Source organism: Aequorivita nionensis (assembly GCF_046352995.1).
GTDB lineage: Bacteria > Bacteroidota > Bacteroidia > Flavobacteriales > Flavobacteriaceae > Aequorivita > Aequorivita nionensis.
In genome coordinates this window covers 474,989-501,275 of the sequence record NZ_CP130281.1, presented here as the reverse complement: position 1 = coordinate 501,275, position 26,287 = coordinate 474,989, and the positions used below count along the sequence as shown (strand labels likewise).

Here is a 26,287-nt window from a genome sequence, read left to right as displayed (position 1 = left end):
TAGTTGAGGGTTTTAAAACTTACTTTTTCATAGCTCCCGGAGGATATTCCGCTAAAATTTTCATCACAATTTCATGAATACGCTCTTCCTTTTTTTCCATATTGCTCGTTACTAAATCTGCGCTACCCATTCCTTGCCAAACAAGATTGTTAGTTTTGGCATCAATCAAATCGATATAAAGGGTGCCTTCGGTTGAGCGGGAAACGTTGCTTCCGCCATAATAACCTCCATAATACCAAGGGCTCCAGCCCCAACCCATACCAAAATTATTATTGTAAACGTCAATGCGCTCACGCTCTTTGGTGAAAATGCTAACGAGCAAATCTGGAGTTTCAGATTTTGACATTCCTTTTACGGTAAGATTTTCTTCTATAGCGCGAAGTATGCGTTTTTTGTCAAGATCGCTGATTTCAGCCTTGTCTATTCCCGGCTTAAAAAAAGCAAAGGAATTGTACTGATTAAAATTTGCTTCTTTATCGAAATCTGTCGCCACGCGAACGGTGGAGCAGGAAGCGAAAACAAAAAGCAAGAGCAGGGGTAAGAATTTAAGTGCTTTCATAGGAGTAATTTTTTATTTGAATAATTTATCGTCAACAAAATTTGGAAGCGTAACCTTCAACTGCGGATTATTTTCCATCGCGCGTTTTATTGCGAAGACAGCTTCGTCATTCCGTGCCCAACTGCGTCTGGCTATTCCGTTATTCACATCCCAGAAAAGCATATTTTCAAGTCGCCGTTGCGCATCGGTACTACCATCAAGAACCATTCCGAAACCACCGTTTATCACTTCGCCCCAACCTACGCCGCCACCGTTGTGGATGCTCACCCAAGTTGCGCCACGAAAGCTATCGCCAATTACATTTTGGATGGCCATATCGGCCGTAAACCTGCTACCATCGTATATATTTGAAGTTTCGCGATACGGCGAATCGGTCCCCGAAACATCGTGATGGTCACGCCCCAAAACTACCGGGCCAATTTTTCCTTCGGAAATTGCTTTGTTGAAAGCCAAAGCAATCTGCACACGTCCGTCAGAATCTGCATAAAGTATGCGCGCTTGCGAACCAACGACCAATTTGTTTTCCTGTGCGCCTTTAATCCAAGTGATGTTATCCTGCATTTGTTGCTGGATTTCCTTTGGCGAATTTTTCATCAATTCCTCCAAAACCTCACAAGCTATTTCATCGGTCTTTTGAAGATCTTCGGGTTTTCCCGAAGCGCATACCCAACGGAACGGTCCAAAACCGTAATCGAAACACATTGGGCCCATAATATCCTGCACATAGGAGGGATAGGCCCATCCCCCAGCCCCTTCCCGAAGGGAAGGGGAGCTCACGAACGCTCCATTCTTATCCTTGTAAATTTTTGCACCTGCTCGCGAGGCTTCCAAAAGAAAAGCATTTCCGTAGTCGAAGAAATATGTGCCTTTTGCAGTGTGCTTGTTGATGGCTTCCACTTGGCGGCGCAAACTTTTTTGCACTTCTTTTTTGAATTGTTCGGGATTGTTTGCCATCATTTCGTTGGCTTCCTCATAACTCAACCCAACTGGGTAATACCCTCCAGCCCAGGGATTGTGAAGTGAAGTTTGGTCACTTCCCAAATCAATATGAATGTTTTCCTCGGCAAATTTTTCCCAGACTTCCACCACATTTCCGTCGTAGGCAATCGAAACGGTTTCCTTATTCGCCAATGCTTCTTTTACGCGTTTTGAAAGCATATCCAAATCTGAAATTACTTCATCCACCCAGCCTTGGCTATGTCTGGTTTCCGTAGCTTTTTTGTTTACTTCGGCGCAGACCGTCACACAGCCTGCAATATTTCCGGCTTTGGGTTGCGCGCCGCTCATTCCGCCGAGACCGGAAGTTACGAACAAGCCGCCCTTTGGCTCTTTTTTAATTTTTCTGAAACCGTTCAAAACCGTGATCGTGGTTCCGTGAACGATTCCCTGCGGACCAATGTACATATAACTTCCCGCGGTCATTTGACCGTATTGGGTTACGCCGAGCGCATTGAATTTTTCCCAATCGTCCGGTTTTGAATAATTCGGAATCATCATTCCGTTGGTAACCACCACTCGCGGCGCGTCTTTATGTGAAGGAAATAAACCCATCGGATGCCCAGAATAAACAGCTAAGGTTTGCTCGTCGGTCATTTCAGAAAGGTATTTCATCACCAAAAGGTACTGCGCCCAGTTTTGAAAAACCGCGCCGTTACCGCCATAGGTAATCAACTCATGCGGATGTTGCGCCACGGCATAATCCAAATTGTTTTGGATCATCAGCATAATCGCCTTTGCCTGCTCACATTTTCCGGGATATTCCTCAATGGGCCGGGCATACATTTTATAATCGGGACGGAAACGATACATATAAATGCGCCCGTATTTTTCCAGCTCCTCGCGAAATTCGGGTAGGAGCGTGGCGTGCTGTTTCGGCTCAAAATAGCGAAGTGCATTGCGCAGCGCGAGTTCCTTTTCTTCCTTTGAAAGGATTTCCTTTCGTTTTGGTGCGTGGTTTATGGATGGGTCATAAGGTTTCTTTTCAGGTAAAACTGAAGGAATGCCTTGTTGAATTAGTTCTTTAAAAGTCATTTTTTATATATTTTTCTTTGCGTTCTCTGCGCCTTCGTGGTGGAGAAAATTAACCGCAGAGACGCAGAGGGCGCAGAGTTATAAATTGTTTACGATTCTTTTGAGTCCATCAATTAATTTTACAGAATTGAAATTTATTAAAAGTCCAAGTTTTACTTCTTTTAACTTTAAATAAGTCAATATTTGGGCAGTATGTATCGGGGCCAATGCGTCAACAGATTTAATTTCGACAATAACTTTATTTTCCACAATCATATCAATTCTATACCCAGCATTCAGTTTAATTTCTTTATAAATAATTGGCAAGGGAACCTGTTGCTTCACTTCCAACCCCATCAATTTTAACTCATGCGCTAAACAAACTTCATAGGTGCTTTCCAATAACCCAGGTCCAAGTTGTTTGTGGACTTCAATACCCGCACCGATTATTTTTGAAGATATTTCGTTCTCAGTCATTTTGAATATTTTCTTTGCGTTCTCTGCGCCTTCGCGGTGGAGAAAATTAACCGCAAAGGCACAGAGCACACAGAGTTTATTGATGCTTCCCAGTTTTTTTGTCAAAACCGTACGGACAATGACGGCAGCCACTTTCACAGCAATATCCGCGTTTTAAGTGGTACTGTTCCGTAAAACACTTGTAGCCTTCGGGCGTTAGGTAATAATCGCCTTCTTCGAGTTCTATTTTTTTCTTTGGAAAAAGCATTTCACAAAAGTAAGGATTTCAAGGCTGAAAGTTTTAAAATTGAACCAAATCCATTGTTTCGGGATTTAAGCCTTAAATTTGCAATATCAATTCTAAAGAAATGACAAAACACAAGGCTGGATTCGTAAATATTATAGGAAACCCAAACGTGGGCAAAAGTACGTTGATGAACGCCTTTGTAGGTGAACGGCTTTCCATTATTACTTCCAAGGCGCAGACCACCCGTCACCGCATTTTGGGAATTGTGAACGGCGATGACTTTCAAGTGCTTTTGAGCGATACACCCGGAATCATAAAACCTGCGTACCAATTGCAGGAAAGTATGATGGATTTTGTGAAATCTGCTTTTGAGGATGCCGATATTCTTTTGTATTTGGTTGAATTGGGCGAAAAGGAGCTGAAAGATGAAGCGTTTTTCAACAAAATAACCAATTCAAAAATTCCAGTTTTATTGCTGATAAATAAAATTGACAAAGGCAATGAGGAATTGCTTTCCGAAGCTTTAAAAATGTGGCAGGAAAAAGTTCCGAACGCTGAAATATTTGCTATTTCGGCACTACAAAATTTTGGTGTCCCCGAAGTTTTTAATCGAATAATTGAATTGTTGCCCGAGTCGCCGCCATTTTATCCAAAAGATCAGTTGACTGATAAACCCGAGCGATTTTTCGTAAACGAAGCCATTCGCGAAAAAATATTGATGCACTACAAAAAGGAGATTCCCTATTCCGTTGAAATTGATACCGAGGAATTTTTTGAGGACGAAAATATCATCCGAATCCGCAGTATAATTATGGTGGAGCGCGAAACGCAAAAAGGGATTATCATCGGTCACAAAGGTTCAGCTTTAAAGCGCGTGGGCACTGAAGCCCGAAAGGATTTGGAGAAATTCTTTGGAAAGCAAATCCACCTCGAACTTTATGTGAAGGTGAATAAAGATTGGAGAAGTAATGAAAGGCAGCTACGAAGATTCGGCTACAATCAATAACGAATTATGATTGAATTGTTTTCAGCATAAAATCATAAAGCTCGCGCATTCCGGGTTTTCCTTTTTTCTTTCCCATGGCTCCGGCGAAATACAGTAAAATCCAAGCCAATACCAAAATTGCTGCAATTACAATTTGAATGGTTATTGAATTCTCTAATTTGTAATTGGAGTACAACCAAGTTAAATCTACCATAAATAGAATTCCAACTGCAACATGCAAAAACATAAACATGGTCCAAACGGTTGGGTTCGGCCCGAAAAAACCGTGGAGGGAACAGGAGTTTTCATCTTTTTCAGTTATTTCCAAATGCAGTTGCGGCGACCAAAAGTGCTGTTCCCGTTTCGGCAATTTTATAAAAATATGGTCGTCCACGCAGGAAATTACAAATCTATTTTGCGATTTTTTTACTTCCGAAAATTTCATAACCAAGTGTGAACAAGGTTCTTCAAGTTCCATTTGGAAACGTGGGCGCAATACAATTTCATTGGAAAGCATTCTTTAATTATTTATTTTTAAAGCCGTTAAAATAGTATTTTTTCTGCCAACTAAAAGCTATTTTTGCACCCTAAAATTAAGATTATGAGCATTGTTGCCGTCGTAGGAAGACCAAATGTGGGAAAATCCACTTTTTTCAATAGATTGATTCAGCGTAGGGAAGCCATTGTTGATGCGGTGAGCGGAGTTACGCGCGACCGCCACTACGGAAAAAGTGATTGGAATGGAAAGGAATTTTCGTTAATTGACACTGGAGGTTATGTAAAGGGAAGCGACGATATTTTTGAAGCTGAAATTGACAAGCAAGTGGAACTCGCCATTGATGAAGCAGATGCCATAATCTTTATGGTTGACGTGGAAAGTGGCGTTACGGGAATGGACCAAGAGGTTGCAAAACTGCTTCGCCGTTCAAAAAAGCCAATCTTTTTGGCAATCAATAAAGTTGATGGAGCTTCACGGGTAAATGATGCTTTGGAATTTTATTCTTTAGGTTTCGAAAATCAATACAACCTATCGAGCATTAACGGAAGTGGTACGGGAGAATTGTTGGACGATTTAGTGAAAGCATTGCCAGATAGGGAAGAACCGGATGACAGTGAGCTTCCACGTTTTGCAGTAGTTGGTCGTCCGAACGCGGGAAAATCTTCGTTCATCAATGCGTTGATAGGCAAAGACAGATATATTGTTACCGACATCGCGGGAACTACGCGCGATAGTATAGATACAAAATACGATCGTTTCGGATTTGAATTCAATTTGGTTGATACTGCAGGAATTCGCAAAAAAAGCAAGGTAAAGGAAGACTTGGAATTCTATTCCGTAATGCGAAGCGTTCGCGCCATAGAGCACTGCGATGTTATTATTCTCGTTTTTGACGCTACTCGTGGTTTTGACGGGCAGGTTGAAAATATTTTTTGGCTTGCACAGCGAAACAATAAAGGAATCGTGATACTTGCCAATAAGTGGGATTTAGTAGAGGACAAAGAAAGCAGCAGTGTGAAGGATTACGAAAAATACATCCGTCAGCAAATTGAACCTTTTGTGGACGTGCCGATTGTTTTTGTTTCTGTTCTTACGAAACAACGTATTTATAAAGCCATAGAAACTGCGGTTGAAGTTTACCAAAACCGAAGCAAAAAGGTTAAAACTAGCGAGTTGAACGAGGTTATGCTTCCCATAATTCAAAATTATCCTCCTCCGGCTTACAAGGCGAAATATGTAAAAATAAAATTCTGTACGCAGTTGCCAACTCCGTATCCAAGTTTTGCATTTTTCTGTAATCTTCCGCAGTATGTGAAAGATCCTTACAAACGTTTCATAGAGAATAAATTACGCGAGAATTTTGATTTTTCTGGAGTTCCTATTACAGTTTATTTCAGAAAGAAGTAAATGTAATAGTCGGTTTATTATTCAACTATTTACCTACTTTTAAAAAAATGTCCCAAGTAGCAAGTTGGGTTTCGTCCAGTTTTTTCCAAAGATTTTCTAGTTCTTTTTCAATTTGTATTATTGGGTCAGTCCCATTTTTGTCTTTGTATCTTTGGGTAGCAGACCAGCTAATAAGTAACCCTTTTAAATCTTCCAATGTTATTTCTTTTTGAAATTTAAAGGAAGGAGTTTCTATTTCGTTGAAGGGGAAGGGAATGGTTTTGTATTCTTCAGCAACAAGTTGATTTTCCTTTTGCCAAAATTCACCAACAATGTTATCGTGAAAATGAAGAATTAATTTATCTATTTCTGAAGATATTCTTGGCAAACTGTAAGTCCAAACAGCAATAATTCCTTCCGGTTTCAAAACACGTTTTACTTCAGAATAAAATTTTTCGAAATTAAACCAATGAAGTGCTTGGGCCACTGTTATTAAATCGACAGAATTATTCGCTAAGCTACAATTTTCAGCTTTTTCAACTTTATAAGTAATTTTTGGATGTGATTGCGCATTTGAAATTTGTTGCTCGCTGGGGTCGGTGGCATAAACTTTTTCAAAATAATTTGCCAAACCTATAGCCGATTGTCCGTTGCCAGTACCACAATCCCAAGCTAAATCGTGATTTTTGGTTATACTGCTCAAATAGTCAAATAATTCTTTTGGATAGGAGGGCCTGTACTTTTGGTAAGCAGTAGATTGTTTTGAAAAATTATCTTTGAAATCCATTTTTTAAATCTTCTGCGTAATAAACCCTTGGGGGTTAAGGCATCTTTTTATTATCCCATATTTTAATTATAGTATCTACGCCCTTATTAATTCCTTCATAATAATTACCATCTTTAAATTTTGGAATCATAACACTATCAATTATGTGTTTACAGATGGAATCGGTTAAAACCTTTTCTGTTCCATATCCTGTGCTAATTGCAACTTTTCTAAGTGGTTTTGAAAGAACAATTAAAAGACCGTTATCAATATCTTTTTGCCCAACGCTCCAATAATTTCCTAAATCACTGGCGTATTTATGAATATCATTATAAGGAGAAATAGAGTCTACGGTAACTACGGCAATTTGTCGGGTAGTCCTATCGCCGTATCGGACTAGTTTTAATGCAAGAGAGTCATTTTCAGAAATTGAAAATATATTCGAAGAATCCACTACCGCCAAAAAATTGGGGTTGTCTTGAAAAACTGTTGAATATTTTTTGTCTTGGCTTTTACAAGAAAGAACGATAATGAAAAGTAAAATTGACAAAAATGACAGTTTCATAGAATATCTGTATAAAATTTACCAACCACCGCTAGCGCCGCCACCACCGAAACCGCCGCCGCCGAAACCGCCGCCAAAGCCGCCGCCACCGCCTAAACTTCCACCGCCGCCAAAGCTACCGCCGCCGCCGCCGAAACCGCCACGGCCCAAACTGCTGAGAACAATAATATCCAGTAAACTTCCTCCACCACCTCCTTTACCTCCGCGGCCGCCTTTACGCATAAGCGCAATGATGATAATGATAAAGATGAATATGATGAAAAAAGGGATGGGCGTACCGTCTTTTTTTCCGAAATCGCGCTCTTCTTTGAATTCCCCTTTCAGCGCTGCAAAAATGGCGTCGCTACCTTTATCAAGACCTTCGTAATAATTTTCTGCTTTAAATTCAGGAATCATTATCCGGTTTATGATGCGTTCAGACATTAAATCGGTGATTCGGTATTCAATGCCGTAACCTGTATTTATATCAACTTTGCGGTCGTCTTTTGCAAGCGTGATTACAATTCCGTTGTCTTCCCCTTTTTGCCCGATTCCCCATTTTTGGCCCCATTCGGCACCGAGCATGGAAATATCTTCGCCGTTTGTAGAACCAATAATGATGCAAACAATCTGCGTGCTAGTAGAATCTGCATAGCGAATCAGCTTATTTTCTAATGCAGTTTTTTGTGACGGTGTAAGCAGATTTATATAATCGTAAAGTGAAGTCTGAACGGAAGGTTTAGGCGGAATTTCATATTGAGCCGAAACATTTTCAGATAAAAATGCAATGGCAATTAAAACAAATAGAATTTTATATTTCTGAAGAAAATGTTTCATTGAAGGTGTTTACTGCCAACTGATTTGCCGACTGAAATATTAAAAATTATCCCACCGAAATATCATCCGGCAATTCATTTTTGTCATCTTTTTGATGAGGAAAATGTTTTTTCAACTGTTCGCCTGCCTTTAAGATTCCTTCCACCAAACCTTGTTTCATATCCCCATTTTTAAAATGGTTTATGATGATGTCTTTGGTGCTTTCCCAAAAATTCTGCCCTACAATATCGTTGATACCTTTGTCACCCATAATTACAAGGGTGCGATCGTTAACAGCAACATAGATAAGAACGCCGTTACGCTCTGCCGTGTTGTCCATATTCAGCATGTCAAATACTTCCGCGGCACGGTCAAAGGCGTCAATGTGTTCGTTGGGTTCTTCCGCAGAAATTGAACTGGGTTCCAAATGAACCCGGATCTCTCCCGAGGTGTTTTTTTCAGCAATGCGAATGGCTTCAACAATAGCGGCTTCTTCTTCCGAAGTAAGAAAATCTTCAACTTTAGACATTCTATTTATCTTTTCCTAAGTCATCAAAATTCACTTGTGGCGCTTTTTCAGTTCCTGCATCTGCTTTGAAATAAGCTTTTTCATGGAAGCCCAATATGCCAGCAAAAAGTTTTGTTGGGAATTGATTTACTTTAGTATTGAACTCACGAGCAGTGTCATTAAATCTATTGCGCTCCACGTTGATGCGGTTTTCGGTACGTTCCAGTTCGTTTATCAATTCCTTGAAATTTTCATTCGCCTTTAAATCTGGGTATCTTTCAAAAACGGCCAACAAACGTGAAAGGGCAGAGGTGACGCCTGCTTGCGCTTCTTGATATTGTGCAAGTTGCTCCGGAGTAATGTTTGAAGGGTCAATAGTTACAGATGTTGCTTTACTTCTGGCCTCGGTAACGGCAATTAAAGTTGATTGTTCAAATTCAGCATATCCTTTTGCGGTGCTGACGATATTAGGAATAAGATCTGCCCGACGTTGGTAGGAGCTTTCAACATTTGCCCACTGTGCCGTTGCATTTTGGTCCAGTACAACAAGTTTATTGTTTAAACTTGCCATATAGGCGCCAATAAGGAGAATAATACCAAGAATAATAATAATGGGTAACCATTTTTTCATGATGAGGTTGTTTTTAGAGTTGTTCTTTAATTTTTATAAGTTCTGCTTTTACTGATTCCAATTTGCGGATAATCTCAAATTGGTCAAGTGTTTTTTGTTTGTTTTCCTTTAAATGGATTTTAGCGCCTTCCAATGTAAATCCGCGTTCTTTCACCAAATGATAGATGAGTTCAAGATTTTTTATATCCTGCGGCGTGAATTTTCTGTTGCCTTTTGCGTTTTTTTTCGGTTTTAATGCATCAAATTCCTTTTCCCAAAAACGTATAAGTGAAGTGTTTACGCCGAAAGCCTCGGCAACTTCGCCAATGTTGTAATATAATCTTTCAGGTAGGTCTATGTGCATTAATTTTAGTTATGAGTTTTCTTTTCTTTGGAATTTGGAATTTTAGTCTAAAGATTGGTTTTCTTCCTGTGCTTTTCTCAAAATATCAGCAAATTCTTCAGCCGTTAAACTTCCGTAATAGAAATTTATCGGGTTTATGCGTTCGCCATCCTTAAAAACTTCGTAGTGGCAATGCGGAGCTTCACTTCTTCCTGTGCTTCCAACAAAACCTATAATATCACCACGTTTTACTTTTTGTCCAGCCCGCACATTGTATTTATACAAATGCCCGTAAAGACTTTCATAGCCATAACCGTGATCAATTACAACGTGGTTTCCGTAGCCTGTTGCGGTATTATCGGCACGAGTAACTTTGCCGTCTCCTGTTGCATAAACTGGCGTTCCGCGTGGTGCGGTAAAATCCATTCCGTAGTGAAATTTCCGAGCTTTTGTAAATGGATCTGTGCGGTAACCATAACCCGATGCCATTCGCGTTAAATCTTCGTTTTTTACTGGCTGGATTGCAGGAATGGCTTCCAAAAGTTTCTCTTTTTCCTCTGCTAGTTTCGCTATTTCGTCCAGAGATTTTGACTGTACAACAATCTGTTTCGTCAAAATATCCAAATTGCGGGTTGTGTTTATAATTAATTTTGAATTGTCAAAACCTTCCAAATCCTTGTAGCGGTTTATACCTCCAAAACCTGCTTTTCGCTGTTCGTCTGGAATTGGGTTGCTTTCAAAATATACACGGTACAGGTTGTTGTCCCTATCCTCAACTTCAGCAAGTACTGCCTGTGCTTGCTCTATTTTTTTGTTCAGAAGCTCAAACTGAAGCTGCATATTGTTCAATTCACGCTGTAATGACAATTCCTTAGGGGTTTGAACTGATGGTAGGTTTATATAGACCAAAAGCAACAGAAAACCACTAAGAAACATACCTAAAAGACTTAAAGCGAAAATCTTCAGTTTTCGGCCTTTTTTCTTTTCTATTTTTCGGTACGAAAGCGTTTCGCTATCGTAGTAATATTTAACCTTAGACATGCGTTAAAAAATTGCTATTTTTGCGCGTTGCTTGTTCGCGCGAAGTAAAGGTAACGTTTTTACAAATATAGAAATTGTTTATCACTGCGCCCAACCCTTAATTTTAGCATAATTTTATAAGAAATGAACTCGAAGGAAACCCGTTCCAAATTTTTAGAATTTTTCAAGTCCAAACAGCACCTCATTGTTCCATCTGCGCCAATGGTTGTAAAAAACGATCCAACGCTGATGTTTACCAATAGCGGGATGGCTCCGTTTAAGGAATATTTCCTAGGAAATGGGAAGCCAAAAAGCAACCGAATTGCCGATACACAGAAATGTCTGCGGGTTAGCGGAAAACACAATGATTTGGAGGAAGTGGGAATGGATACCTATCACCACACTATGTTTGAAATGTTGGGGAACTGGAGTTTTGGCGATTATTTTAAAAAAGAAGCAATCGAATGGGCGTGGGAACTTTTGACCGAAGTTTTAAAAATTGATAAAGATATTCTCTACGTAACCATTTTTGAAGGCGATGAAAGTGAAGGTTTGGAGCGCGATACCGAAGCCTACAATCTTTGGAAACAATTTGTACCCGAAGACCGAATTTTAAACGGAAACAAAAAAGACAATTTCTGGGAAATGGGCGACCAAGGTCCTTGCGGTCCGTGTAGCGAAATACACGTGGATATCCGTTCTGCGGAAGAAAAAGCAAAAATTCCCGGAAAGGATTTAGTGAATAATGACCATCCGCAAGTAGTGGAAATCTGGAACTTGGTTTTTATGCAATTCAACCGAAAAGCCAACGGCAGTCTGGAAAAATTACCTGCACAACACGTTGATACTGGAATGGGATTCGAGCGTTTGTGTATGGTTTTGCAGAACAAACAAAGTAATTATGATACAGATGTTTTTACGCCACTGATTCGTGAAATCGGTGCGATTACTAATACAACTTACGGAAAAGACGAGAAAAAAGATATTGCAATCCGAGTGATTGCCGATCACGTTCGCGCGGTTGCATTTTCAATTGCAGATGGCCAACTACCGAGCAATACGGGAGCTGGTTACGTGATCCGAAGAATATTGAGAAGGGCAATCCGTTACGGATTTACGTTTTTGGACAAAAAAGAACCCTTCATTTATAAATTGATTGAAACGCTAAGTGCTCAAATGGGCGACGCTTTTCCGGAATTAATTACTGAAAAGAATTTAATTACGAACGTTATTCGCGAAGAGGAAAATTCTTTTTTACGAACGCTGGATCAAGGTTTGGTTTTGCTTGAAAATGTTATTGAAACGGCTGATTCCAAAGAAATTTCTGGTAAAAAAGCATTTGAATTGTACGACACATTCGGTTTCCCGATAGATTTAACGGCATTGATTCTTCGCGAACGCGGTTATTCCTTAAATGAAAAGGAATTTGATGCAGAACTTCAGCAGCAAAAAGATCGTTCCCGCGCCGCAACAAAAGTGGAAACGGGCGATTGGGTTGTTTTGGAAAAAGATGATGTAGAGGAATTTGTAGGTTATGATACCTTGGAAACCCAAGTAAAAATTACACGTTATCGAAAAGTGGACAGCAAAAAGGAAGGCGAAATGTACCAACTCGTTTTCAACCTAACCCCTTTTTATCCCGAAGGCGGAGGCCAAGTGGGCGATAAAGGTTATTTGGAAGCTGCGGATGGCGGCGTTACTTATATTGTTGACACCAAAAAGGAGAACAATTTAATAATCCATTTCACAAAGACACTTCCGCGAAATCCTGAAACTACTTTTAAAGCGGTGGTTGACGAAAAGCAACGAAGCCGAACTGCTTCAAACCACACAGCAACGCATTTGCTCCACCAAGGTTTGCGCAATATTTTGGGCGAACACGTGGCGCAAAAAGGAAGTATGGTCCACAGCAGAAATTTGCGTTTTGACTTTTCACATTTCGCAAAAGTGAGTGATGAGGAGTTGAAACAAGTTGAAGATTTTGTGAATGCAAGAATCCGCGAAGGAATCGCTTTGGAAGAACGAAGAAATATTCCCTACCAACAAGCCATAGACGAGGGCGCCATTGCACTTTTTGGCGAAAAATATGGCGATGCCGTTCGTGCGATTAAATTTGGAAAATCGATGGAGCTTTGCGGCGGAACGCACGTTCCGAATACGAATGATATTTGGCATTTTATAATCACTTCCGAAGGGGCGGTTGCATCTGGAATTAGAAGGATTGAAGCAATTACTGGCGATGCTGCAAAACAATATTTTATTGATAGAAGTGAATCGTTCGCATCGCTTCAAAAAGCATTGAACAATGCACAGGATCCGGTTAAAGCTGTGGAAAGTTTGCAGGAAGAAAACAGTGCCTTGCAAAAACAAATTCAGCAATTGTTAAAGGATAAAGCGAAGAATTTAAAAGGCGAATTAAAAGCTGAAATTGAGCAAATAAACGGGGTGAATTTCCTTGCGAAAAAAATTGATTTGGACGCTGGCGGAATGAAGGATTTGGCTTTTGAAATGGGCGGCGAAACTGAAAATCTCTTTGTGGTTTTTGGTGCCGAACAAGACGGAAAAGCGTTGCTTGCTTGCTATATTTCAAAAGAATTGGCCAGTGAAAAAAACCTTGATGCTGGAAAGATTATTCGTGAACTTGGAAAATACATTCAAGGTGGCGGCGGTGGACAGCCTTTCTTTGCAACTGCGGGAGGAAAAAACCCAGGTGGAATTGATGAGGCTTTGGAAAAAGCACAGGAATTTTTAAAGTAGCAGGTTGCAGTTGCAGTATTCAGTGCTGCAAACTGCCACTGCAAACTGAATACTAAAAAATGAAACTCCAAACCGAAATACCGCTAAAACCCGAAGAAAATCAAATAGATTATTCTTCGAAAATACTTTTGATAGGAAGCTGTTTTTCGGAAAACATTGGAGGGAAATTTGATTATTTTAAATTTCAGAATCTGCAGAATCCGTTTGGGGTAATTTTTAATCCGGTTTCAATTGAAAAATTAGTTGTTCGGGCAATTGAAAATAACTCTTTTACAAAAGAAGACATATTTGAGCATAACGGAATTTGGAAATGTTTTGAAGTACATTCCGAGCTTTCTTCATTAGATAAAAGTGAAATTTTAAGAAATCTAAATTCAGCACTTCACAATTTACGCGAAGCTTTATTTTCTTCAACCCATATCATTTTCACTTTTGGCACTTCGTGGGTTTATAGAAAAACTGAAACCAATGAAATTGTAGCCAATTGCCATAAACTTCCGCAGCAAAATTTTCAAAAGGAATTGCTTTCCATCGAAGTAATTTCACAAAGCCTTCAAAATATTTTTAGTCGAATATTAGAAGTAAATCCTAATGTAACACTGATAAATACTGTTTCGCCTGTGCGGCATATTAAAGATGGTTTTGCTGAAAACTCATTGAGTAAAGCACATCTTATTTCAGCAATACACGAAATAATCCATCAACCATCAACCATCAACCATCAACTAAATTATTTTCCTTCCTATGAAATTATGATGGACGAGCTGCGTGATTACCGCTTTTACGCCGAGGATTTACTTCACCCAAACAAAACCGCCATAGAAATAATCTGGCAGAAATTTTCCGAAGTATGGATTGCTTCGGAAACGGAAACGCTACAGAAAGAAATTGTGTCCATTCAAAATGGATTGCTTCACAGACCTTTCAACCCGCAAAGCAAGGAACATCTACAATTTTCTGAAAAACTCCAGCAAAAAATAACTTCGCTTAAACAACATTACCCACACATTATATTTTAAGATTGTTGCCGAAACTTAAATTGGTGCGCATCAATTTGTTGATTGGTGCGCACTAAATTGATAGTTGGTACGCATCAAACCCTTAATTGTTGCGCACCAAAATAAATTTTCAGAAAAGAATACGTCAATTGCCGTATTGTGTACACTTGGTATTTGGGGCAATTTTGCTTCAACAATTAATCACGTATTCGCCAAGAGCGAAACACTAAAACCAAAACAATATGAAAACTTTTAAAAAATCAATTTTAGTATTAATGGCAGTTGTTGCCGTAAGTTTAACTTCTTGTAAAAAAGATGATGATGGCGGCGATGGCGGCGGAGGTGGCGCTGGTTCTGGAACTGTTGTTGCCAAAGTGAACGGTAATAATTTTACCTCACTTGAGATAGCTTCAACCGCTAGTCAGTCTTCAGGGGGCGGCAGTACTACCGTAACTCTTCAAGGGTCTGACGCTTCTGGAAAAGGAATCTTTATTATCATTAATAATTTTGATGGTACAGGTACTTATGAGTTCAGTGATTCAAATGTATTTGTAACCGCAACATATGTAGAGGCAAATGTGAGCAATCCACAAAATTCACAAACTTGGTCTGCTCCTTATCAAGGTAGTGGGGTTGTTGGGGAAGTAAAAATTTCTGAAAAAACAGATACTAAAATCAAAGGTACATTCAACTTTATGGCTAAAAACGTAAATGGAGATCAGTCTATAAAAAATATTACAGACGGTTCTTTCGATTTAAATTTTTAATAGCCAAAAGCACTTAAGAAAATCTCTATGTTGAGGTTTTTACGTGGGCCGGGGGCAAAACGCAAGTTTTTCTTCCGGTTTTTTTTATGAAGTCGATGAGTTGAGAAGTCGATGGGTTGAGAGGTTTTGGCATCACTTAAGTTTTAGAATTTGAAACCTGAAATTTCAACAATACGGCAATTGCCGTATTGTTTGCACCTTTGTTAAAAAGCATCTTTGTATAGGAAATTTAAAGTGATCTACTAACCAGATTATTTTTCAAATGCAAACGAGTTGAGGGGCGTTTGCAGTTCTGAAACCCCATGTTCAACTATGGGGTTTTTATTTTTAAGCCTTCAACTACTGAAATAAAATATAGACTATGTGGAATGCAATCCTGATGCCAACCAAAAGCAATGCTATTTTATGGGCTAATGCACTTTTTCTGTTTGTGTTTTTGGCATTTAATTTAGCAGACCCGCTCACCGTTGTGTTTGCCTACTTTTTGGAAACTATCATTATTGGTGTAATTCATTTATTTAAGTTATGGTTGGTTGGTAAATATGGAAAGAAATCCACAGATCCCAAGAAACAGCTTACGGGCATTCCGTTGATGATTTTCTTTTGCTTCCATTATGGAATGTTTGTGGCTATTCAATCTGTTTTTGCTTTTTCGCTTTTTGAAAGCAGTATTCCCGGTTTAGAAGATGGGTTCCACTTAATTCATAATTACACATTTATTCTTGGTAGTGCAGGGATGCCGATTATTTTGGCTTCTATAATTGTAAATAATCTGACTTATTTCTACACCAATTTTTGGCGAAACGAAAAATATAGGGAATATACGCCGGACGGTATTTTAATGAAACCCTATGTGCGTATTTTCATCCAGCAGTTTGTGGTTATTCTGGCTTTTTTCTTTTACATGCTTTTTAATAGCGGTATGATAGCAGCGGTGCTTTTGATACTCTTTAGGCTTTTTGTGGATTTAATAATGTTCTCTATAAAAAAGGACAGTGCAACCTTGGAAATTCTTTCGAAAAAACTTGCAAAGACTCCCGAACAATATCCAGAAATTAAAAAGCAACTACAGGAATATAGTGAGTGATTTTATGAAAAATAAATCTCTATGAAAAATCAAACAAAAGCACTTTTGTATAATTCCTTAGCATTGTTTTTTGGAATAATTGCACTTTTAACATCTTGGCTCTGGGCGTATTATGTGAACCTTTTTATTGCTTTCCCAAGCCTTGTCGCAGCTTTTTTTCTTTTTAAGTCTGCCAATAAAGCTATGCCGGGCAACTTGTTTTCAAAAGTAAATTAAGTTTTGATAGCCTCGGCAATAGCAGTGGCATTTGTGATGTTGATTATACTTCTGTTGAACAATTAATCCTTTCTGGGAATGATGCTAAAACTGTTTAATTATTTATTTGTCTCAGAAGTTTATTTATTACAAAATAAATAAGGCAATTGCCCTATATTAAAAATTTAGAAAGAAACCTATCTTTAAAGTTTAAATCTAGCATACCTTTATGTATTTGCCATTAATCATACTTTTAATAGTACTTGCCATTATTTTTGTGCTAATATTTTATTTTTATACTAAAAATAGAGCCATTAAGAATGTACATTCGTCAAAAATCAATAGCTTGGAACAGGCTATTTTCTTAAATGGCAATCAAATAACATTTAGAAATTCTGGATTGCAGGACTATAGTTTTTTAAAGCACAATTTAACAGAAGTGCTTGTAGCGCAACCAGAAATTATTCTGTAAAATATGGTGAGATTTTTACTTCTTTTTTGTGTTTTGCTGGGCTCGGCCACTATTTATTCGCAGAATAAGCAACAAATAGATTCCATAAACAAACTTTACGTGCAGGGGCTCAATATTCCCCAAGACTCCATTGTTGCCCTTTTTCAGAAAAATATAAAAGCAGCCGAAAAGATTTCTTATGAACTGGGAGTTGCGGATGGGTATTCGCAATTGGGATTGGTTTATAGTTATCAGGGTAAATATGAAGAAAGCACCAAAAGCACCATTCAAGCTATTACCATTTATGAAAAACTAAACCAGACGGACAAAATAGCGGGCTATTATGCTGGATTGGGCTACAGTATGAAATATCGCGACTTGAAAAACGCGTTTTATTATATGCAAAAAGGAAAAGCTGTAGCTGAGGCCAATAATTTGGAAGTGCTGCTTAAAGACATTTACAACAATTACGGGGTTTTAAAAGAAATAAACAATGAGTTGGACAGTGCGCTATATTATTTTAATAGAGGGTTGGAAATTAAAATAAAAATTAACGACACTATAGGCATTCCCTACAGTTGGAGTAATATGGCAGGAGTTTATGGCTTGCAGGAAAATTTTTCAAAATCGAGGGAATATTTCAATAAATCACTTCAGCAACGATTAGTTTGGGCAGATTCTTTGGGGATTGCTGAAAATTACACGCAATTAGGCGAGGTTTTTATGGCCGAAAAAAAATGGAGTGATGCAATTCCGTTTATGCATAAATCATTGCCCATTTCGCTTAAAAAGCAATACCGAAATCTTACGCAGTACAACTATAAAATGCTTTCAGATATATTCAAAAAACTGAACAATACAGATTCAGCTTTGTATTATTTTGAGCAGTATTCAGCAATTAAAGACAGTGTTCACAGTATAAAAGTGCAGGAAAGTATTGCTGCGCTCAATATTGAGTTTGAAACCGAAAAGAAGCAAAACGAAATTCTGGAACAACGCGCCCAACTTGCGGAAAAGGATTTGGAAGTCCGCCGCAAAAACACCCTTATTTTTGGCAGTTTAGGGCTAGCTTTAATTTTAGGATTATTGGGTTACTTGCTTTACAATCAGCAAAAAATGAAGAATCGACAACTTCAAAAAGAAGCCGAATTGACCTCTGCTTTGGCAAAAATTGAAACCCAAAATAAATTACAGGAACAACGTTTAAGAATTTCGCGGGATCTGCACGACAACATTGGCGCACAGCTTACTTTCATTATCTCAAGCATCGATAATTTAAAATTTGGATTTTCAGACATTGGCGAGAAATTGGGCAATAAACTTAACAGTATCAGCAGTTTTACGCAACAGACCATTTATGAACTGCGCGATACCATTTGGGCAATGAACAAGGAAAATATAACCTTTGAAGATCTTCAAACGCGCATCGCAAACTTTATTGAACACGCAAAAAATGCTTCGGGGAGAACTGATTTTTCGTTTAACATTGATGAAAATGTTGATGAAACACATATTTTTTCTTCGGTGGAAGGAATGAATATTTACAGAATTATTCAGGAAGCGGTAAACAACGCATTGAAATATGCTTCGGCAGATGAAATTGAAGTGAACATTTCCGAAAAAGAAAATAAATACACTGTTGAAATCACAGATACCGGAATCGGGTTCAATCCAGATACCACCGAGCTTGGAAATGGATTGAACAATATGAAAAAGCGTGCCAGAGAGATTGGAGGAAATATTAAATTTGTTTCCAAAATAAACAAGGGCACAAAAGTGATCCTGAATTTTCCGAAATAGTGACTTTCATCTTTACATTTTTATTAATACGGCAATTGCCCTATTTTTTCAATAATTCATAAAAGGTATTTTTAGTATCTTTAAAACAACTAACCGTACCAAAGATGCTTAAAATTGCAATTGTTGACGACAACACTTTTCTTATAAACGCCATAAAGGAAAAACTTTCCTTTTTTGAAGATGTTTCCGTAAAGCATACTTCCTTGAACGGGAGCGAACTTCTCACAAAACTGCAAGAAAATCACAACCTCGATTTAATTTTGATGGATATTGAAATGCCAGTTTTAAACGGTATTGAAACAACCCAGATAGTTAAGCAGAAATATCCGCACATCAAAATAATTATGCTCACCGCTTTTGACAATGACGAGCATATTTTCAATGCGATAAAAGCTGGTGCTGACGGTTATTTGCTGAAAGAAATCAATCCAAAAGATTTATACGAAGGGATTTTGGAAACCTTGAATGGCGGTGCGGCGATGAATCCTTCCATTGCGATGAAAACGTTGAAATTGCTCAGAAATCCTATAGATATTCAAAATCCCCGCGATCAGGAGGAAATCTCACTTTCCACCCGCGAAGTTGAGGTTTTGGAACAGTTGAGTAAAGGATTGAGCTATACAGTAATTGCAGATCATCTTTTCCTTTCGCCCAGCACTGTTAGAAAACACATTGAAAATATCTACAAAAAATTGCAGGTACACAGCAAGATTGAAGCCGTTCAAAAGGCGCGAAATCACAATATTATTTAAGATTTTTCCTTTCTGAAAATAGTTGTAGTTTTATGTTTTTTATTTCTGAAAAATACTTCAGAAAATTAACCTATTACTATGAAAAAACTATTCTTCTTTACACTATCCCTTTTTTTATTTTCAACCTTTTCAGTGTTTTCGCAGGAAAAAAACCCTGTTATTGAAAACATTCAAAAAGAGGCTTATGAAAATTCACAACTCGAAATTCTCGGTCACGAATTGCTTGACGATATTGGCCCGCGATTAGTTGGTACACCACAAATGCAACAAGCCCACGATTGGGCTGTAGCAAAATATAAAAGTTGGGGGATTTCCGCAGAAAACCAGCAATGGGGCGAATGGAAAGGCTGGGAGCGCGGTGTAACTCACATTGATATGGTTTATCCAAGAATTCAGACTTTGGATGGAACACAACTGGCTTGGAATCCCGGAACTTCTTCAAAAGGTGTAACTGCTGAATTGATTGTACTTCCTGAAATAAAAGATTCAATTTCATTCAAAAAATGGTTGCCGAATGTGAAGGGGAAATTTGTAATGGTAGCAATGAAGCAACCCACGGGCCGTCCCGACGAAAACTGGAAAGAATTTGCAACACCCGAATCTTTCGAAAAGATGAAAACTGAAAGAGAAGAACAGACGAAAGCGTGGGACGAAAACATAAAGCGAAGCGGTTATGATAGACGAAGCATTATACCTGCGTTGGAAAAAGCTGGCGCAATTGGAATTGTCGATTCCTATTGGTCCAAAGGTTTTGGAGTGAATAAAATTTTTGGAGCCCGTACTAAAAAAATCCCTTCCGTAGATATTGAACTGGAAGATTACACTATGCTTTACAGAATGGTAGAACACGGCGATAAACCGAAAATCCACGTAGTTGCAGAGTCGAAAGATTTGGGAAGAGTGCCAACTTTCAACACCATCGCAGAAATAAAAGGAACTGAAAAACCTGATGAATATGTTATACTTTCAGCACATTTTGATTCTTGGGACGGCGGAACGGGAGCTACTGATAATGGAACGGGAACATTGGTTATGATGGAAGCCATGCGAATTCTGAAAAAAGTATATCCCAATCCAAAACGAACCATTTTGGTAGGCCATTGGGGAAGCGAGGAGCAGGGTTTAAATGGTTCTTCTTCATTCGTTGCGGATCATCCCGAAATTGTCAGTAATATTCAAGCAGTTTTCAACCAAGATAATGGAACTGGAAGAGTCACAAGTATTAACGGTGCAGGTTTTTTACAATCGTATGATTATATGTCGCGCTGGTTACGTGCAGTTCCCGACACTATTCGAAAAAATATTGAAACCACTTTCCCGGGCTGGCCAGCACGGGGCGGTTCGGACAATGCAAGCTTTGTTGCGGCAGGAGCTCCGGCTTTCAGTTTAAGTTCGCTTAGCTGGAATTACTGGAATTACACTTGGCACACAAACCGAGATACCTACGATAAAATTGTTTTTGATGATGTGCGGAGCAATGTAATTCTAACAGCAATTTTAGCCTATATGGCTTCTGAAGATGATTCAAAAACTTCTCGCGAACAAGTTATTTTGCCAATTGATGATAAAACAGGAGATCGTCAAACCTGGCCAACGCCAAGAGTTCCCGAAAGAAAGGGAGGAATGTAAACGTTAAAAGTACCGAACCTTAAAAACACCAAATAACAAATCCCAAATTCCAAAAAGTACACTTGGAATTTGGGATTTGTATTTTGGAATTTATTTGGAATTTGGTGCATGTAATTTGTGTTTTACAAGTTGAATGCTTCCTTCACCTTATCAACATAGTCCAATTTTTCCCAAGTGAAAAGCTCAACTTCTTTTGTTATTTGCCCATTATAAGGACTTTCAAAAGTTTTGGTAATAGTTTTTGGCTCTCTTCCCATATGCCCGTAAGAAGCGGTTTCGGAATAAATTGGGTTTCTCAATTTCAACCTTTTTTCAATAGCAGCAGGGCGCATATTGAATATTTCTGAAACCTTTTTTGCGATGTCGCCATCGGAAATTTTTACGTTTGATGAGTTGTAAGTGTTCACCAAAATGGAAGTCGGTTCCACAACGCCAATTGCGTAAGAAACCTGTACCAAAACTTCATCAGCCACACCGGCTGCAACAAGGTTTTTTGCAATATGTCGTGAAGCATAAGCCGCACTTCTGTCCACTTTACTCGGATCTTTTCCGCTAAAAGCACCGCCACCGTGGGCACCTTTTCCGCCGTAGGTATCAACGATAATTTTTCTTCCTGTTAAACCTGTATCGCCGTGTGGACCACCGATTACAAATTTTCCTGTTGGATTTATGTGGTAAACAATATCATCATTAAACAATTTCTGAACATATTCCGGAAGTAATTTCTTCACTCTCGGAATCAAAATTTCCGTAATATCCTTTTTGATTTTCGAGAGCATTTTTTCGTCTTCGTCAAAGTCATCGTGCTGTGTGGATACAACAATTGCAACAATTTTCTGTGGAACATTATCGTCGCTATATTCAATAGTTACTTGGCTTTTCGCATCGGGGCGCAAATATTTAATTTCGTTTTCTTCACGGCGAAGCGCAGCCAATTCAATCAAGATTTTATGCGAAATATCCAATGCCAATGGCATATAGTTTTCTGTTTCCTTGGTAGCATAACCGAACATCATGCCTTGGTCACCAGCGCCCTGTTCTTCTTTGTTTTCGCGATCCACCCCTTGGTTGATATCTTGCGACTGTTCGTGAATTAAAGAGATAACCCCGCAAGAATCTCCACTAAATTTATAAGCTCCTTTTGTGTAACCAATTTTGTTGATTACATCACGTGCAATCGTTTGTACATCAAGGTAAGTATTGCTCTTCACTTCGCCGGCCAAAACTACTTGACCAGTGGTTACCAGCGTTTCACACGCTACTTTTGACTCTGGGTCAAAAGCTAAAAAATTATCTAAAAGCGCATCGCTGATTTGATCCGCAACTTTGTCTGGGTGTCCTTCGGAAACACTTTCCGAAGTAAATAAATAGGCCATAAAATGGTTTTAAAAATTATATTTTTCCGAAGATTTGACGAGAGCGCCGAAGGGAAGTTTTCACTGCCTTTAGCATTTTTTATTGAGGTTGCAATCAGTCAAATCTTTCCTCTTAATTTGTCTTGCGCAAAAGTAAAAAAATTAAATGAACCGCAATTTTATTTAAAGTTTTTTGGCGAAAAATTTGGTTATTAAATTTTTCTGACGCTATATTTGCCCTCACAAAGTTCAAAACTTTATTGAAATGTTATCAAGAAAGGCCGAGGGAATAGACCCTATGACGCCTTAGCAACCCTTTCTCCGGAAAGAAGGTGCTACATTCTACAACGATTCTGAATTTTAAGAATTGACGATAGATAACGACAAGACAATTTTTTCGATTCTGAAAAATTTGCTTTCATTCTTTTTAACATTTTTCTATTGAAGTACGTCGCAAGGCGCATTTTGACTTTTGGTTTAATCTATTTATTAACTCAAAAAAATTAGAAAAATGAGTGCAACAAAAATTATCCATTCCATTCCAAGTGATCCGTTAACGGGAGCTATTTCCGTTCCGGTTTATCAAACATCAACCTTTATCCAAGAAGCGCCGGGCGTTAACAAAGGTTTTGATTACGCCCGAAGCAACAATCCAACCCGAAAAGTGCTCGAAGATGTTGTCGCCCAACTTGAAAACGGCCATTCCGGTTTTGCTTTTGCAACAGGTTTGGCGGCAATTGATTCAGTTTTAAAATTGCTTTCTGTAGGAGATGAAATCGTCGCGGTTGACGATATTTATGGCGGTGCGTATAGGCTTTTTACCCACGTTTACGAAAAACTGGGAATAAAAGTAAACTATGTTGATGCTACTGAAGTTGAAAACGTTGCAAATGCCGTTTCCAAAAAAACAAAACTGGTTTGGATTGAATCGCCAACCAACCCAACTTTGAAAATTTCAGATATCGAAGCCATTTCAAAAGTGGCGAAAAGTGTAAACGCACTTTTGGTTGTTGACAACACCTTTGCTTCGCCAATAGCCCAAAAACCAATTGACTTGGGCGCGGACATCGTAATCCACAGTGGAACAAAATACATCGGCGGTCATTCCGATTTGGTGGCTGGTTTGGTTGTTACGAAAACGCAGGAGCTTTCAGAAAAAATAAAATTCATCCAAAATGCTTCAGGCGGAATTTTAGGTCCGTGGGATTGTTTTTTGACTATTCGAGGTATAGAAACTTTAGACATTCGCTATAAAAAGCAATGCGAAAATGCACTGAAAGTAGCTTTGTTTTTGGAAAGCCAAGATGCGGTTGAAAAAGTACATTACCCAGGTTTAAAAACCCATAAAAACCACGAAATCGCCAAAAAGCAGCAAAATGGTTTGTTTGGCGGAATTGTTTCCTTCACGTTAAAAAATGACACACAAGAAGCTGCCGTAAAATTTGTAACCAGTACCGAATATTTCAAATTGGCGGAAAGTCTTGGTGGCGTTAAAAGTTTGCTTTGCCATCCCGCACAAATGACACACGCTTCCATTCCGCGCGAAATTCGCTTGAATGCTGGAATAAATGATTCGCTAATCCGTCTTTCCTGCGGAATTGAGGATGCTGAAGATTTGATAAACGATCTTTCCAAAGCCTTTAAAACCATTGAAAAATCCAAAGAAATTTTAACCTATTAAACCGAAAAAAGATGAGTACAGCAACAGTAGAAATTCCTTTGGAACAATTGATAAATCTGGAAAAGATTAAAAAGAAAAAGATAAACATCGCCATTTTCGGACACGGAAATGTGGGAAGCCATTTGGTGAATCAAATAATTTCCTCGAAAGAAGAGATTTCACGAAGACGCGATTTAGACCTGAATATTTTCGCAATCGCAAATTCAAAAACCGTTTTGCTTCAGCAAAATGGATTGAGCAAAAATTGGTTGGAGGAAAAAACCGAATCAGGAAAAAAATACATTCCGGAAGAAGTGATTTCTTTCGCAAAGAATAATAATCTTCAAAACCTTATTTTGGTAGATAATACAGCAGATTCTAGCTTTGTACAGAATTATTCATCCTTTGTGGAAAACGGATTCCATTTGGTTTCCTCGAACAAAATCGCCAATACGTTGGATTTGAATTTTTACAAAGAACTTCGTGAAAAGTTGACTTCAAAAAAACGGCAGTATTTATATGAAACCAACGTAGGCGCTGGACTTCCGTTGATAGATACCATTAAACTTTTGCATCTTTCGGGTGAGAATATTACGCGGATCCGCGGCGTTTTTTCAGGTTCGTTGAGTTATATTTTCAATACTTTTTCTGAGGAAGATAGGTCGTTTAGTTCGGTTTTAAAATCGGCAATCGATAAAGGATTTACAGAACCGGATCCGCGGGAAGACCTTTGCGGCAATGACGTTGGACGGAAATTACTTATCTTAGCACGTGAATTGGATTTGCACAATGAGTTTGATGATATTTCAATTCAAAATTTAATTCCAAAAGATTTGCGGAACGTTTCAAAAGAAGAATTTTTGAATCGATTGCAGGAATTGGACGTACCGTTTCAAATCAAAAAGAAAAACCAACCAAAAGATTGTGTTTTTCGTTACGTAGCAGATTTGCACGGCGATTTGTCAAAAGAAACGGGTGCAATTTTAACCGTAAATTTAACTTCGGTTCCCAAAAATAGTATGTTGGGCGCTCTTAAAGGCAGCGATTCAATTTTTGAAATTTATACCGAAAGTTATGGCGATAATCCAATTGTAATCCAAGGCGCAGGAGCCGGAGCAGCAGTTACGGCACGAGGCGTTTTTGGCGATATTTTGAGGATTAGCGATAAAGAACATAATTAAAAAACTCCAAAGCTTCCTCCCCTTTTTTCAAGGGGAGGTGCCGAAGGCGGAGGGGTAAAATCTCCCCAAAAATTAATTTTATGAAAGTACAACTGAACAGAATAAACGACAACTATCTTTTTGAAGCAAAAGGAGCTTCCGGCGTTCCCGTTTTCATCGACAATAAAACCGACGAACCTTCAAAAGGCGCAAGTCCGATGGAACTTTTGTTGATGGGCGTTGGCGGTTGCAGCGCGATAGATGTTGTTTCAATTTTGAAAAAACAACGACAGGAAATCACTTCCTATAAAATGGAGGTGGAAGGCCAGCGAAAGGAAGTGCGCGACGCAAAACCGTTTGAGGCAATTCACGTAACGCTGTATTTGGAGGGCAAAATTGACGAGGCAAAAGCAGTCCGCGCGGCACAACTTAGTTTTGAAAAATACTGTTCGGTTTCCATTACGCTGGAAGCTTCGGTGAAAATCACTTACCGCATTGTACTTAATGAAAAAGAGATAAAATGAATCACGTACGAAAGACAAAAGGAAGAAAAGACAAAAGATGAAAGGACAAAAGAATCAATTCCTTTTTGTTCTTTCGTCATTTAGCGAAGCGGTCTTTTGTCCTTCAGTATAGCCAAAAGAAATTTTGTATTCCCAACTTTATAATGTTACTTTGCATCAGTTCATATTCATAGTTAAAAGTTATCAAGAAAGGCCGAGGGAATAGACCCTTTGACGCCTTAGCAACCCTTTCGCCAGAATGAAGGTGCTACATTCTATCCGTCCCGAGACTTCGGGAGCGGAATAGATAACAACAATTAGGTTTTTCCTTCACCTTTTCTTGATATAATTTTTTTATGGCGTGCCCCTTCGGGTCGGGCTTTCCGCTGCAATCTTTTTTTCGTGCCTCAAAAAAGGATTTCCG

At 38.7% G+C, this 26,287-nt stretch carries 25 protein-coding genes, 1 pseudogene and 2 riboswitches; of the genes and pseudogenes, 13 read left to right on the top strand and 13 right to left on the bottom strand.

Translation table 11 applies throughout. The features are described from left to right. Nucleotides 1–19 precede the first annotated feature (19 nt). The 4 genes from Q2U82_RS02290 to Q2U82_RS02275 form a co-directional block, all read right to left on the bottom strand. A complete protein-coding gene (locus tag Q2U82_RS02290; protein ID WP_410006119.1) occupies nt 20–559 on the bottom strand; it encodes a DUF4136 domain-containing protein in 540 nt (179 codons plus the stop codon). Between the two features lie 12 nt (nt 560–571). Further along, nucleotides 572–2,590: a urocanate hydratase gene (locus tag Q2U82_RS02285; protein ID WP_410006118.1), complete on the bottom strand. Its 2,019-nt coding sequence runs from the start codon at nt 2,588–2,590 to the stop codon at nt 572–574. A gap of 78 nt (nt 2,591–2,668) precedes the next feature. Beyond that, a complete protein-coding gene (locus Q2U82_RS02280) occupies nt 2,669–3,184 on the bottom strand; it encodes a GxxExxY protein (protein ID WP_410006117.1) in 516 nt (171 codons plus the stop codon). Next, on the bottom strand, nt 3,123–3,293 hold the full coding sequence (locus Q2U82_RS02275) for a DUF5522 domain-containing protein (RefSeq protein ID WP_157881732.1): 171 nt from the start codon (nt 3,291–3,293) through the stop codon (nt 3,123–3,125). The genes Q2U82_RS02280 and Q2U82_RS02275 overlap by 62 nt, the downstream gene beginning before the upstream one ends. A 100-nt stretch (nt 3,294–3,393) precedes the next feature. On the opposite strand from Q2U82_RS02275, the gene era reads away from it, so the two are divergent. Further along, on the top strand, nt 3,394–4,278 hold the full coding sequence (era, locus tag Q2U82_RS02270) for a GTPase Era (protein ID WP_410006116.1): 885 nt from the start codon (nt 3,394–3,396) through the stop codon (nt 4,276–4,278). A gap of 4 nt (nt 4,279–4,282) precedes the next feature. On the opposite strand, the gene Q2U82_RS02265 is transcribed toward era, so the two are convergent. Then, complete coding sequence (locus Q2U82_RS02265) at nt 4,283–4,774, bottom strand: GTP-binding protein (RefSeq protein ID WP_410006115.1); 492 nt, start codon at nt 4,772–4,774, stop codon at nt 4,283–4,285. Nucleotides 4,775–4,855: 81 nt separating this feature from the next. On the opposite strand from Q2U82_RS02265, the gene der reads away from it, so the two are divergent. Continuing rightward, nucleotides 4,856–6,163: a ribosome biogenesis GTPase Der gene (gene der / locus Q2U82_RS02260; protein WP_410007114.1), complete on the top strand. Its 1,308-nt coding sequence runs from the start codon at nt 4,856–4,858 to the stop codon at nt 6,161–6,163. 25 nt (nt 6,164–6,188) lie between these two features. On the opposite strand, the gene Q2U82_RS02255 is transcribed toward der, so the two are convergent. Genes Q2U82_RS02255 through Q2U82_RS02225 form a run of 7 tightly spaced genes read right to left on the bottom strand, consistent with a single transcriptional unit; the run spans nt 6,189 to nt 10,770 of the window. Further along, on the bottom strand, nt 6,189–6,929 hold the full coding sequence (locus Q2U82_RS02255; protein ID WP_410006114.1) for a class I SAM-dependent methyltransferase: 741 nt from the start codon (nt 6,927–6,929) through the stop codon (nt 6,189–6,191). Between the two features lie 34 nt (nt 6,930–6,963). Further along, complete coding sequence (locus Q2U82_RS02250) at nt 6,964–7,473, bottom strand: TPM domain-containing protein (protein ID WP_410006113.1); 510 nt, start codon at nt 7,471–7,473, stop codon at nt 6,964–6,966. A gap of 18 nt (nt 7,474–7,491) precedes the next feature. Beyond that, entirely contained in the window at nt 7,492–8,289 is a 798-nt protein-coding gene (locus tag Q2U82_RS02245; protein WP_410006112.1) for a TPM domain-containing protein, read from the bottom strand. 46 nt (nt 8,290–8,335) lie between these two features. Further along, the gene (locus Q2U82_RS02240; RefSeq protein WP_410006111.1) at nt 8,336–8,797 is read right to left on the bottom strand and encodes a TPM domain-containing protein; all 462 of its coding nucleotides are present in this window, start codon (nt 8,795–8,797) and stop codon (nt 8,336–8,338) included. A 1-nt stretch (nt 8,798) separates the two neighbouring features. Continuing rightward, nucleotides 8,799–9,407: a LemA family protein gene (locus Q2U82_RS02235; RefSeq protein ID WP_410006110.1), complete on the bottom strand. Its 609-nt coding sequence runs from the start codon at nt 9,405–9,407 to the stop codon at nt 8,799–8,801. Between the two features lie 13 nt (nt 9,408–9,420). Further along, the gene (locus Q2U82_RS02230; protein ID WP_068762318.1) at nt 9,421–9,750 is read right to left on the bottom strand and encodes a MerR family transcriptional regulator; all 330 of its coding nucleotides are present in this window, start codon (nt 9,748–9,750) and stop codon (nt 9,421–9,423) included. Between the two features lie 42 nt (nt 9,751–9,792). Then, complete coding sequence (locus Q2U82_RS02225) at nt 9,793–10,770, bottom strand: M23 family metallopeptidase (protein WP_410006109.1); 978 nt, start codon at nt 10,768–10,770, stop codon at nt 9,793–9,795. Between the two features lie 123 nt (nt 10,771–10,893). Here Q2U82_RS02225 and alaS point away from each other — a divergent pair, with 123 nt between their 5' ends. The 8 genes from alaS to Q2U82_RS02185 all read left to right on the top strand — a co-directional run bounded on the left by alaS (nt 10,894) and on the right by Q2U82_RS02185 (nt 21,185). Then, nucleotides 10,894–13,506, top strand: a complete 2,613-nt coding sequence (alaS, locus tag Q2U82_RS02220) for an alanine--tRNA ligase (RefSeq protein WP_410006108.1) — start codon at nt 10,894–10,896, stop codon at nt 13,504–13,506. A gap of 59 nt (nt 13,507–13,565) precedes the next feature. After that, nucleotides 13,566–14,525 (top strand): GSCFA domain-containing protein, encoded by a 960-nt coding sequence (locus Q2U82_RS02215; protein ID WP_410006107.1) that lies wholly within the window; start codon nt 13,566–13,568, stop codon nt 14,523–14,525. A gap of 221 nt (nt 14,526–14,746) precedes the next feature. Then, nucleotides 14,747–15,271 carry a DUF6252 family protein gene (locus Q2U82_RS02210; protein ID WP_410006106.1) on the top strand — a complete coding sequence of 175 codons (525 nt, stop codon included), beginning with the start codon at nt 14,747–14,749 and terminating at the stop codon, nt 15,269–15,271. Nucleotides 15,272–15,632: 361 nt separating this feature from the next. Continuing rightward, a complete protein-coding gene (locus Q2U82_RS02205; protein WP_410006105.1) occupies nt 15,633–16,358 on the top strand; it encodes a DUF6498-containing protein in 726 nt (241 codons plus the stop codon). Nucleotides 16,359–16,379: 21 nt separating this feature from the next. After that, a complete protein-coding gene (locus tag Q2U82_RS02200; protein WP_410006104.1) occupies nt 16,380–16,574 on the top strand; it encodes a hypothetical protein in 195 nt (64 codons plus the stop codon). 454 nt (nt 16,575–17,028) lie between these two features. Next, nucleotides 17,029–18,804: an ATP-binding protein gene (locus Q2U82_RS02195; protein WP_410006103.1), complete on the top strand. Its 1,776-nt coding sequence runs from the start codon at nt 17,029–17,031 to the stop codon at nt 18,802–18,804. Nucleotides 18,805–18,908: 104 nt separating this feature from the next. Continuing rightward, on the top strand, nt 18,909–19,556 hold the full coding sequence (locus Q2U82_RS02190) for a response regulator (protein ID WP_068762328.1): 648 nt from the start codon (nt 18,909–18,911) through the stop codon (nt 19,554–19,556). Between the two features lie 78 nt (nt 19,557–19,634). Continuing rightward, nucleotides 19,635–21,185, top strand: a complete 1,551-nt coding sequence (locus tag Q2U82_RS02185; protein WP_410006102.1) for a M20/M25/M40 family metallo-hydrolase — start codon at nt 19,635–19,637, stop codon at nt 21,183–21,185. A 122-nt stretch (nt 21,186–21,307) separates the two neighbouring features. Here Q2U82_RS02185 and metK read toward each other — a convergent pair whose 3' ends face one another. After that, entirely contained in the window at nt 21,308–22,561 is a 1,254-nt protein-coding gene (metK, locus tag Q2U82_RS02180; protein ID WP_410006101.1) for a methionine adenosyltransferase, read from the bottom strand. Between the two features lie 244 nt (nt 22,562–22,805). Beyond that, nucleotides 22,806–22,924, top strand: a riboswitch (SAM riboswitch). 127 nt (nt 22,925–23,051) lie between these two features. Between metK and Q2U82_RS02175 the strand changes: the two genes are divergently transcribed. The 3 genes and pseudogenes from Q2U82_RS02175 (at nt 23,052) to Q2U82_RS02165 (ending at nt 25,884) form a co-directional block, all read left to right on the top strand. Next, complete coding sequence (locus Q2U82_RS02175; protein ID WP_410006100.1) at nt 23,052–24,221, top strand: trans-sulfuration enzyme family protein; 1,170 nt, start codon at nt 23,052–23,054, stop codon at nt 24,219–24,221. Beyond that, nucleotides 24,203–25,381: pseudogene (locus Q2U82_RS02170) on the top strand (bifunctional aspartate kinase/homoserine dehydrogenase I); the annotation flags it as partial. The gene Q2U82_RS02175 and the pseudogene Q2U82_RS02170, both read left to right, overlap by 19 nt. 80 nt (nt 25,382–25,461) lie before the next feature. Continuing rightward, nucleotides 25,462–25,884, top strand: coding sequence for an OsmC family protein (locus Q2U82_RS02165; RefSeq protein WP_410006099.1), 423 nt, complete (start codon nt 25,462–25,464; stop codon nt 25,882–25,884). A gap of 177 nt (nt 25,885–26,061) precedes the next feature. Beyond that, a riboswitch (SAM riboswitch) is annotated at nt 26,062–26,177 on the top strand. The last annotated feature ends 110 nt before the right edge of the window (nt 26,178–26,287 follow it).

Coding starts and splice junctions, on each gene's coding strand:
- Q2U82_RS02210 (WP_410006106.1), top strand. CDS start 14,747: ATGAAAACTTTTAAAAAATCAATTTTAGTATTAATGGCAGTTGTTGCC.
- Q2U82_RS02275 (WP_157881732.1), bottom strand. CDS start 3,293: ATGCTTTTTCCAAAGAAAAAAATAGAACTCGAAGAAGGCGATTATTAC.
- Q2U82_RS02235 (WP_410006110.1), bottom strand. CDS start 9,407: ATGAAAAAATGGTTACCCATTATTATTATTCTTGGTATTATTCTCCTT.
- Q2U82_RS02250 (WP_410006113.1), bottom strand. CDS start 7,473: ATGAAACTGTCATTTTTGTCAATTTTACTTTTCATTATCGTTCTTTCT.
- Q2U82_RS02255 (WP_410006114.1), bottom strand. CDS start 6,929: ATGGATTTCAAAGATAATTTTTCAAAACAATCTACTGCTTACCAAAAG.
- Q2U82_RS02200 (WP_410006104.1), top strand. CDS start 16,380: ATGAAAAATCAAACAAAAGCACTTTTGTATAATTCCTTAGCATTGTTT.
- Q2U82_RS02265 (WP_410006115.1), bottom strand. CDS start 4,774: ATGCTTTCCAATGAAATTGTATTGCGCCCACGTTTCCAAATGGAACTT.
- metK (WP_410006101.1), bottom strand. CDS start 22,561: ATGGCCTATTTATTTACTTCGGAAAGTGTTTCCGAAGGACACCCAGAC.
- alaS (WP_410006108.1), top strand. CDS start 10,894: ATGAACTCGAAGGAAACCCGTTCCAAATTTTTAGAATTTTTCAAGTCC.
- Q2U82_RS02205 (WP_410006105.1), top strand. CDS start 15,633: ATGTGGAATGCAATCCTGATGCCAACCAAAAGCAATGCTATTTTATGG.
- Q2U82_RS02185 (WP_410006102.1), top strand. CDS start 19,635: ATGAAAAAACTATTCTTCTTTACACTATCCCTTTTTTTATTTTCAACC.
- Q2U82_RS02290 (WP_410006119.1), bottom strand. CDS start 559: ATGAAAGCACTTAAATTCTTACCCCTGCTCTTGCTTTTTGTTTTCGCT.
- Q2U82_RS02245 (WP_410006112.1), bottom strand. CDS start 8,289: ATGAAACATTTTCTTCAGAAATATAAAATTCTATTTGTTTTAATTGCC.
- Q2U82_RS02215 (WP_410006107.1), top strand. CDS start 13,566: ATGAAACTCCAAACCGAAATACCGCTAAAACCCGAAGAAAATCAAATA.
- Q2U82_RS02285 (WP_410006118.1), bottom strand. CDS start 2,590: ATGACTTTTAAAGAACTAATTCAACAAGGCATTCCTTCAGTTTTACCT.
- Q2U82_RS02230 (WP_068762318.1), bottom strand. CDS start 9,750: ATGCACATAGACCTACCTGAAAGATTATATTACAACATTGGCGAAGTT.
- Q2U82_RS02240 (WP_410006111.1), bottom strand. CDS start 8,797: ATGTCTAAAGTTGAAGATTTTCTTACTTCGGAAGAAGAAGCCGCTATT.
- Q2U82_RS02190 (WP_068762328.1), top strand. CDS start 18,909: ATGCTTAAAATTGCAATTGTTGACGACAACACTTTTCTTATAAACGCC.
- Q2U82_RS02175 (WP_410006100.1), top strand. CDS start 23,052: ATGAGTGCAACAAAAATTATCCATTCCATTCCAAGTGATCCGTTAACG.
- Q2U82_RS02165 (WP_410006099.1), top strand. CDS start 25,462: ATGAAAGTACAACTGAACAGAATAAACGACAACTATCTTTTTGAAGCA.
- era (WP_410006116.1), top strand. CDS start 3,394: ATGACAAAACACAAGGCTGGATTCGTAAATATTATAGGAAACCCAAAC.
- Q2U82_RS02195 (WP_410006103.1), top strand. CDS start 17,029: ATGGTGAGATTTTTACTTCTTTTTTGTGTTTTGCTGGGCTCGGCCACT.
- Q2U82_RS02225 (WP_410006109.1), bottom strand. CDS start 10,770: ATGTCTAAGGTTAAATATTACTACGATAGCGAAACGCTTTCGTACCGA.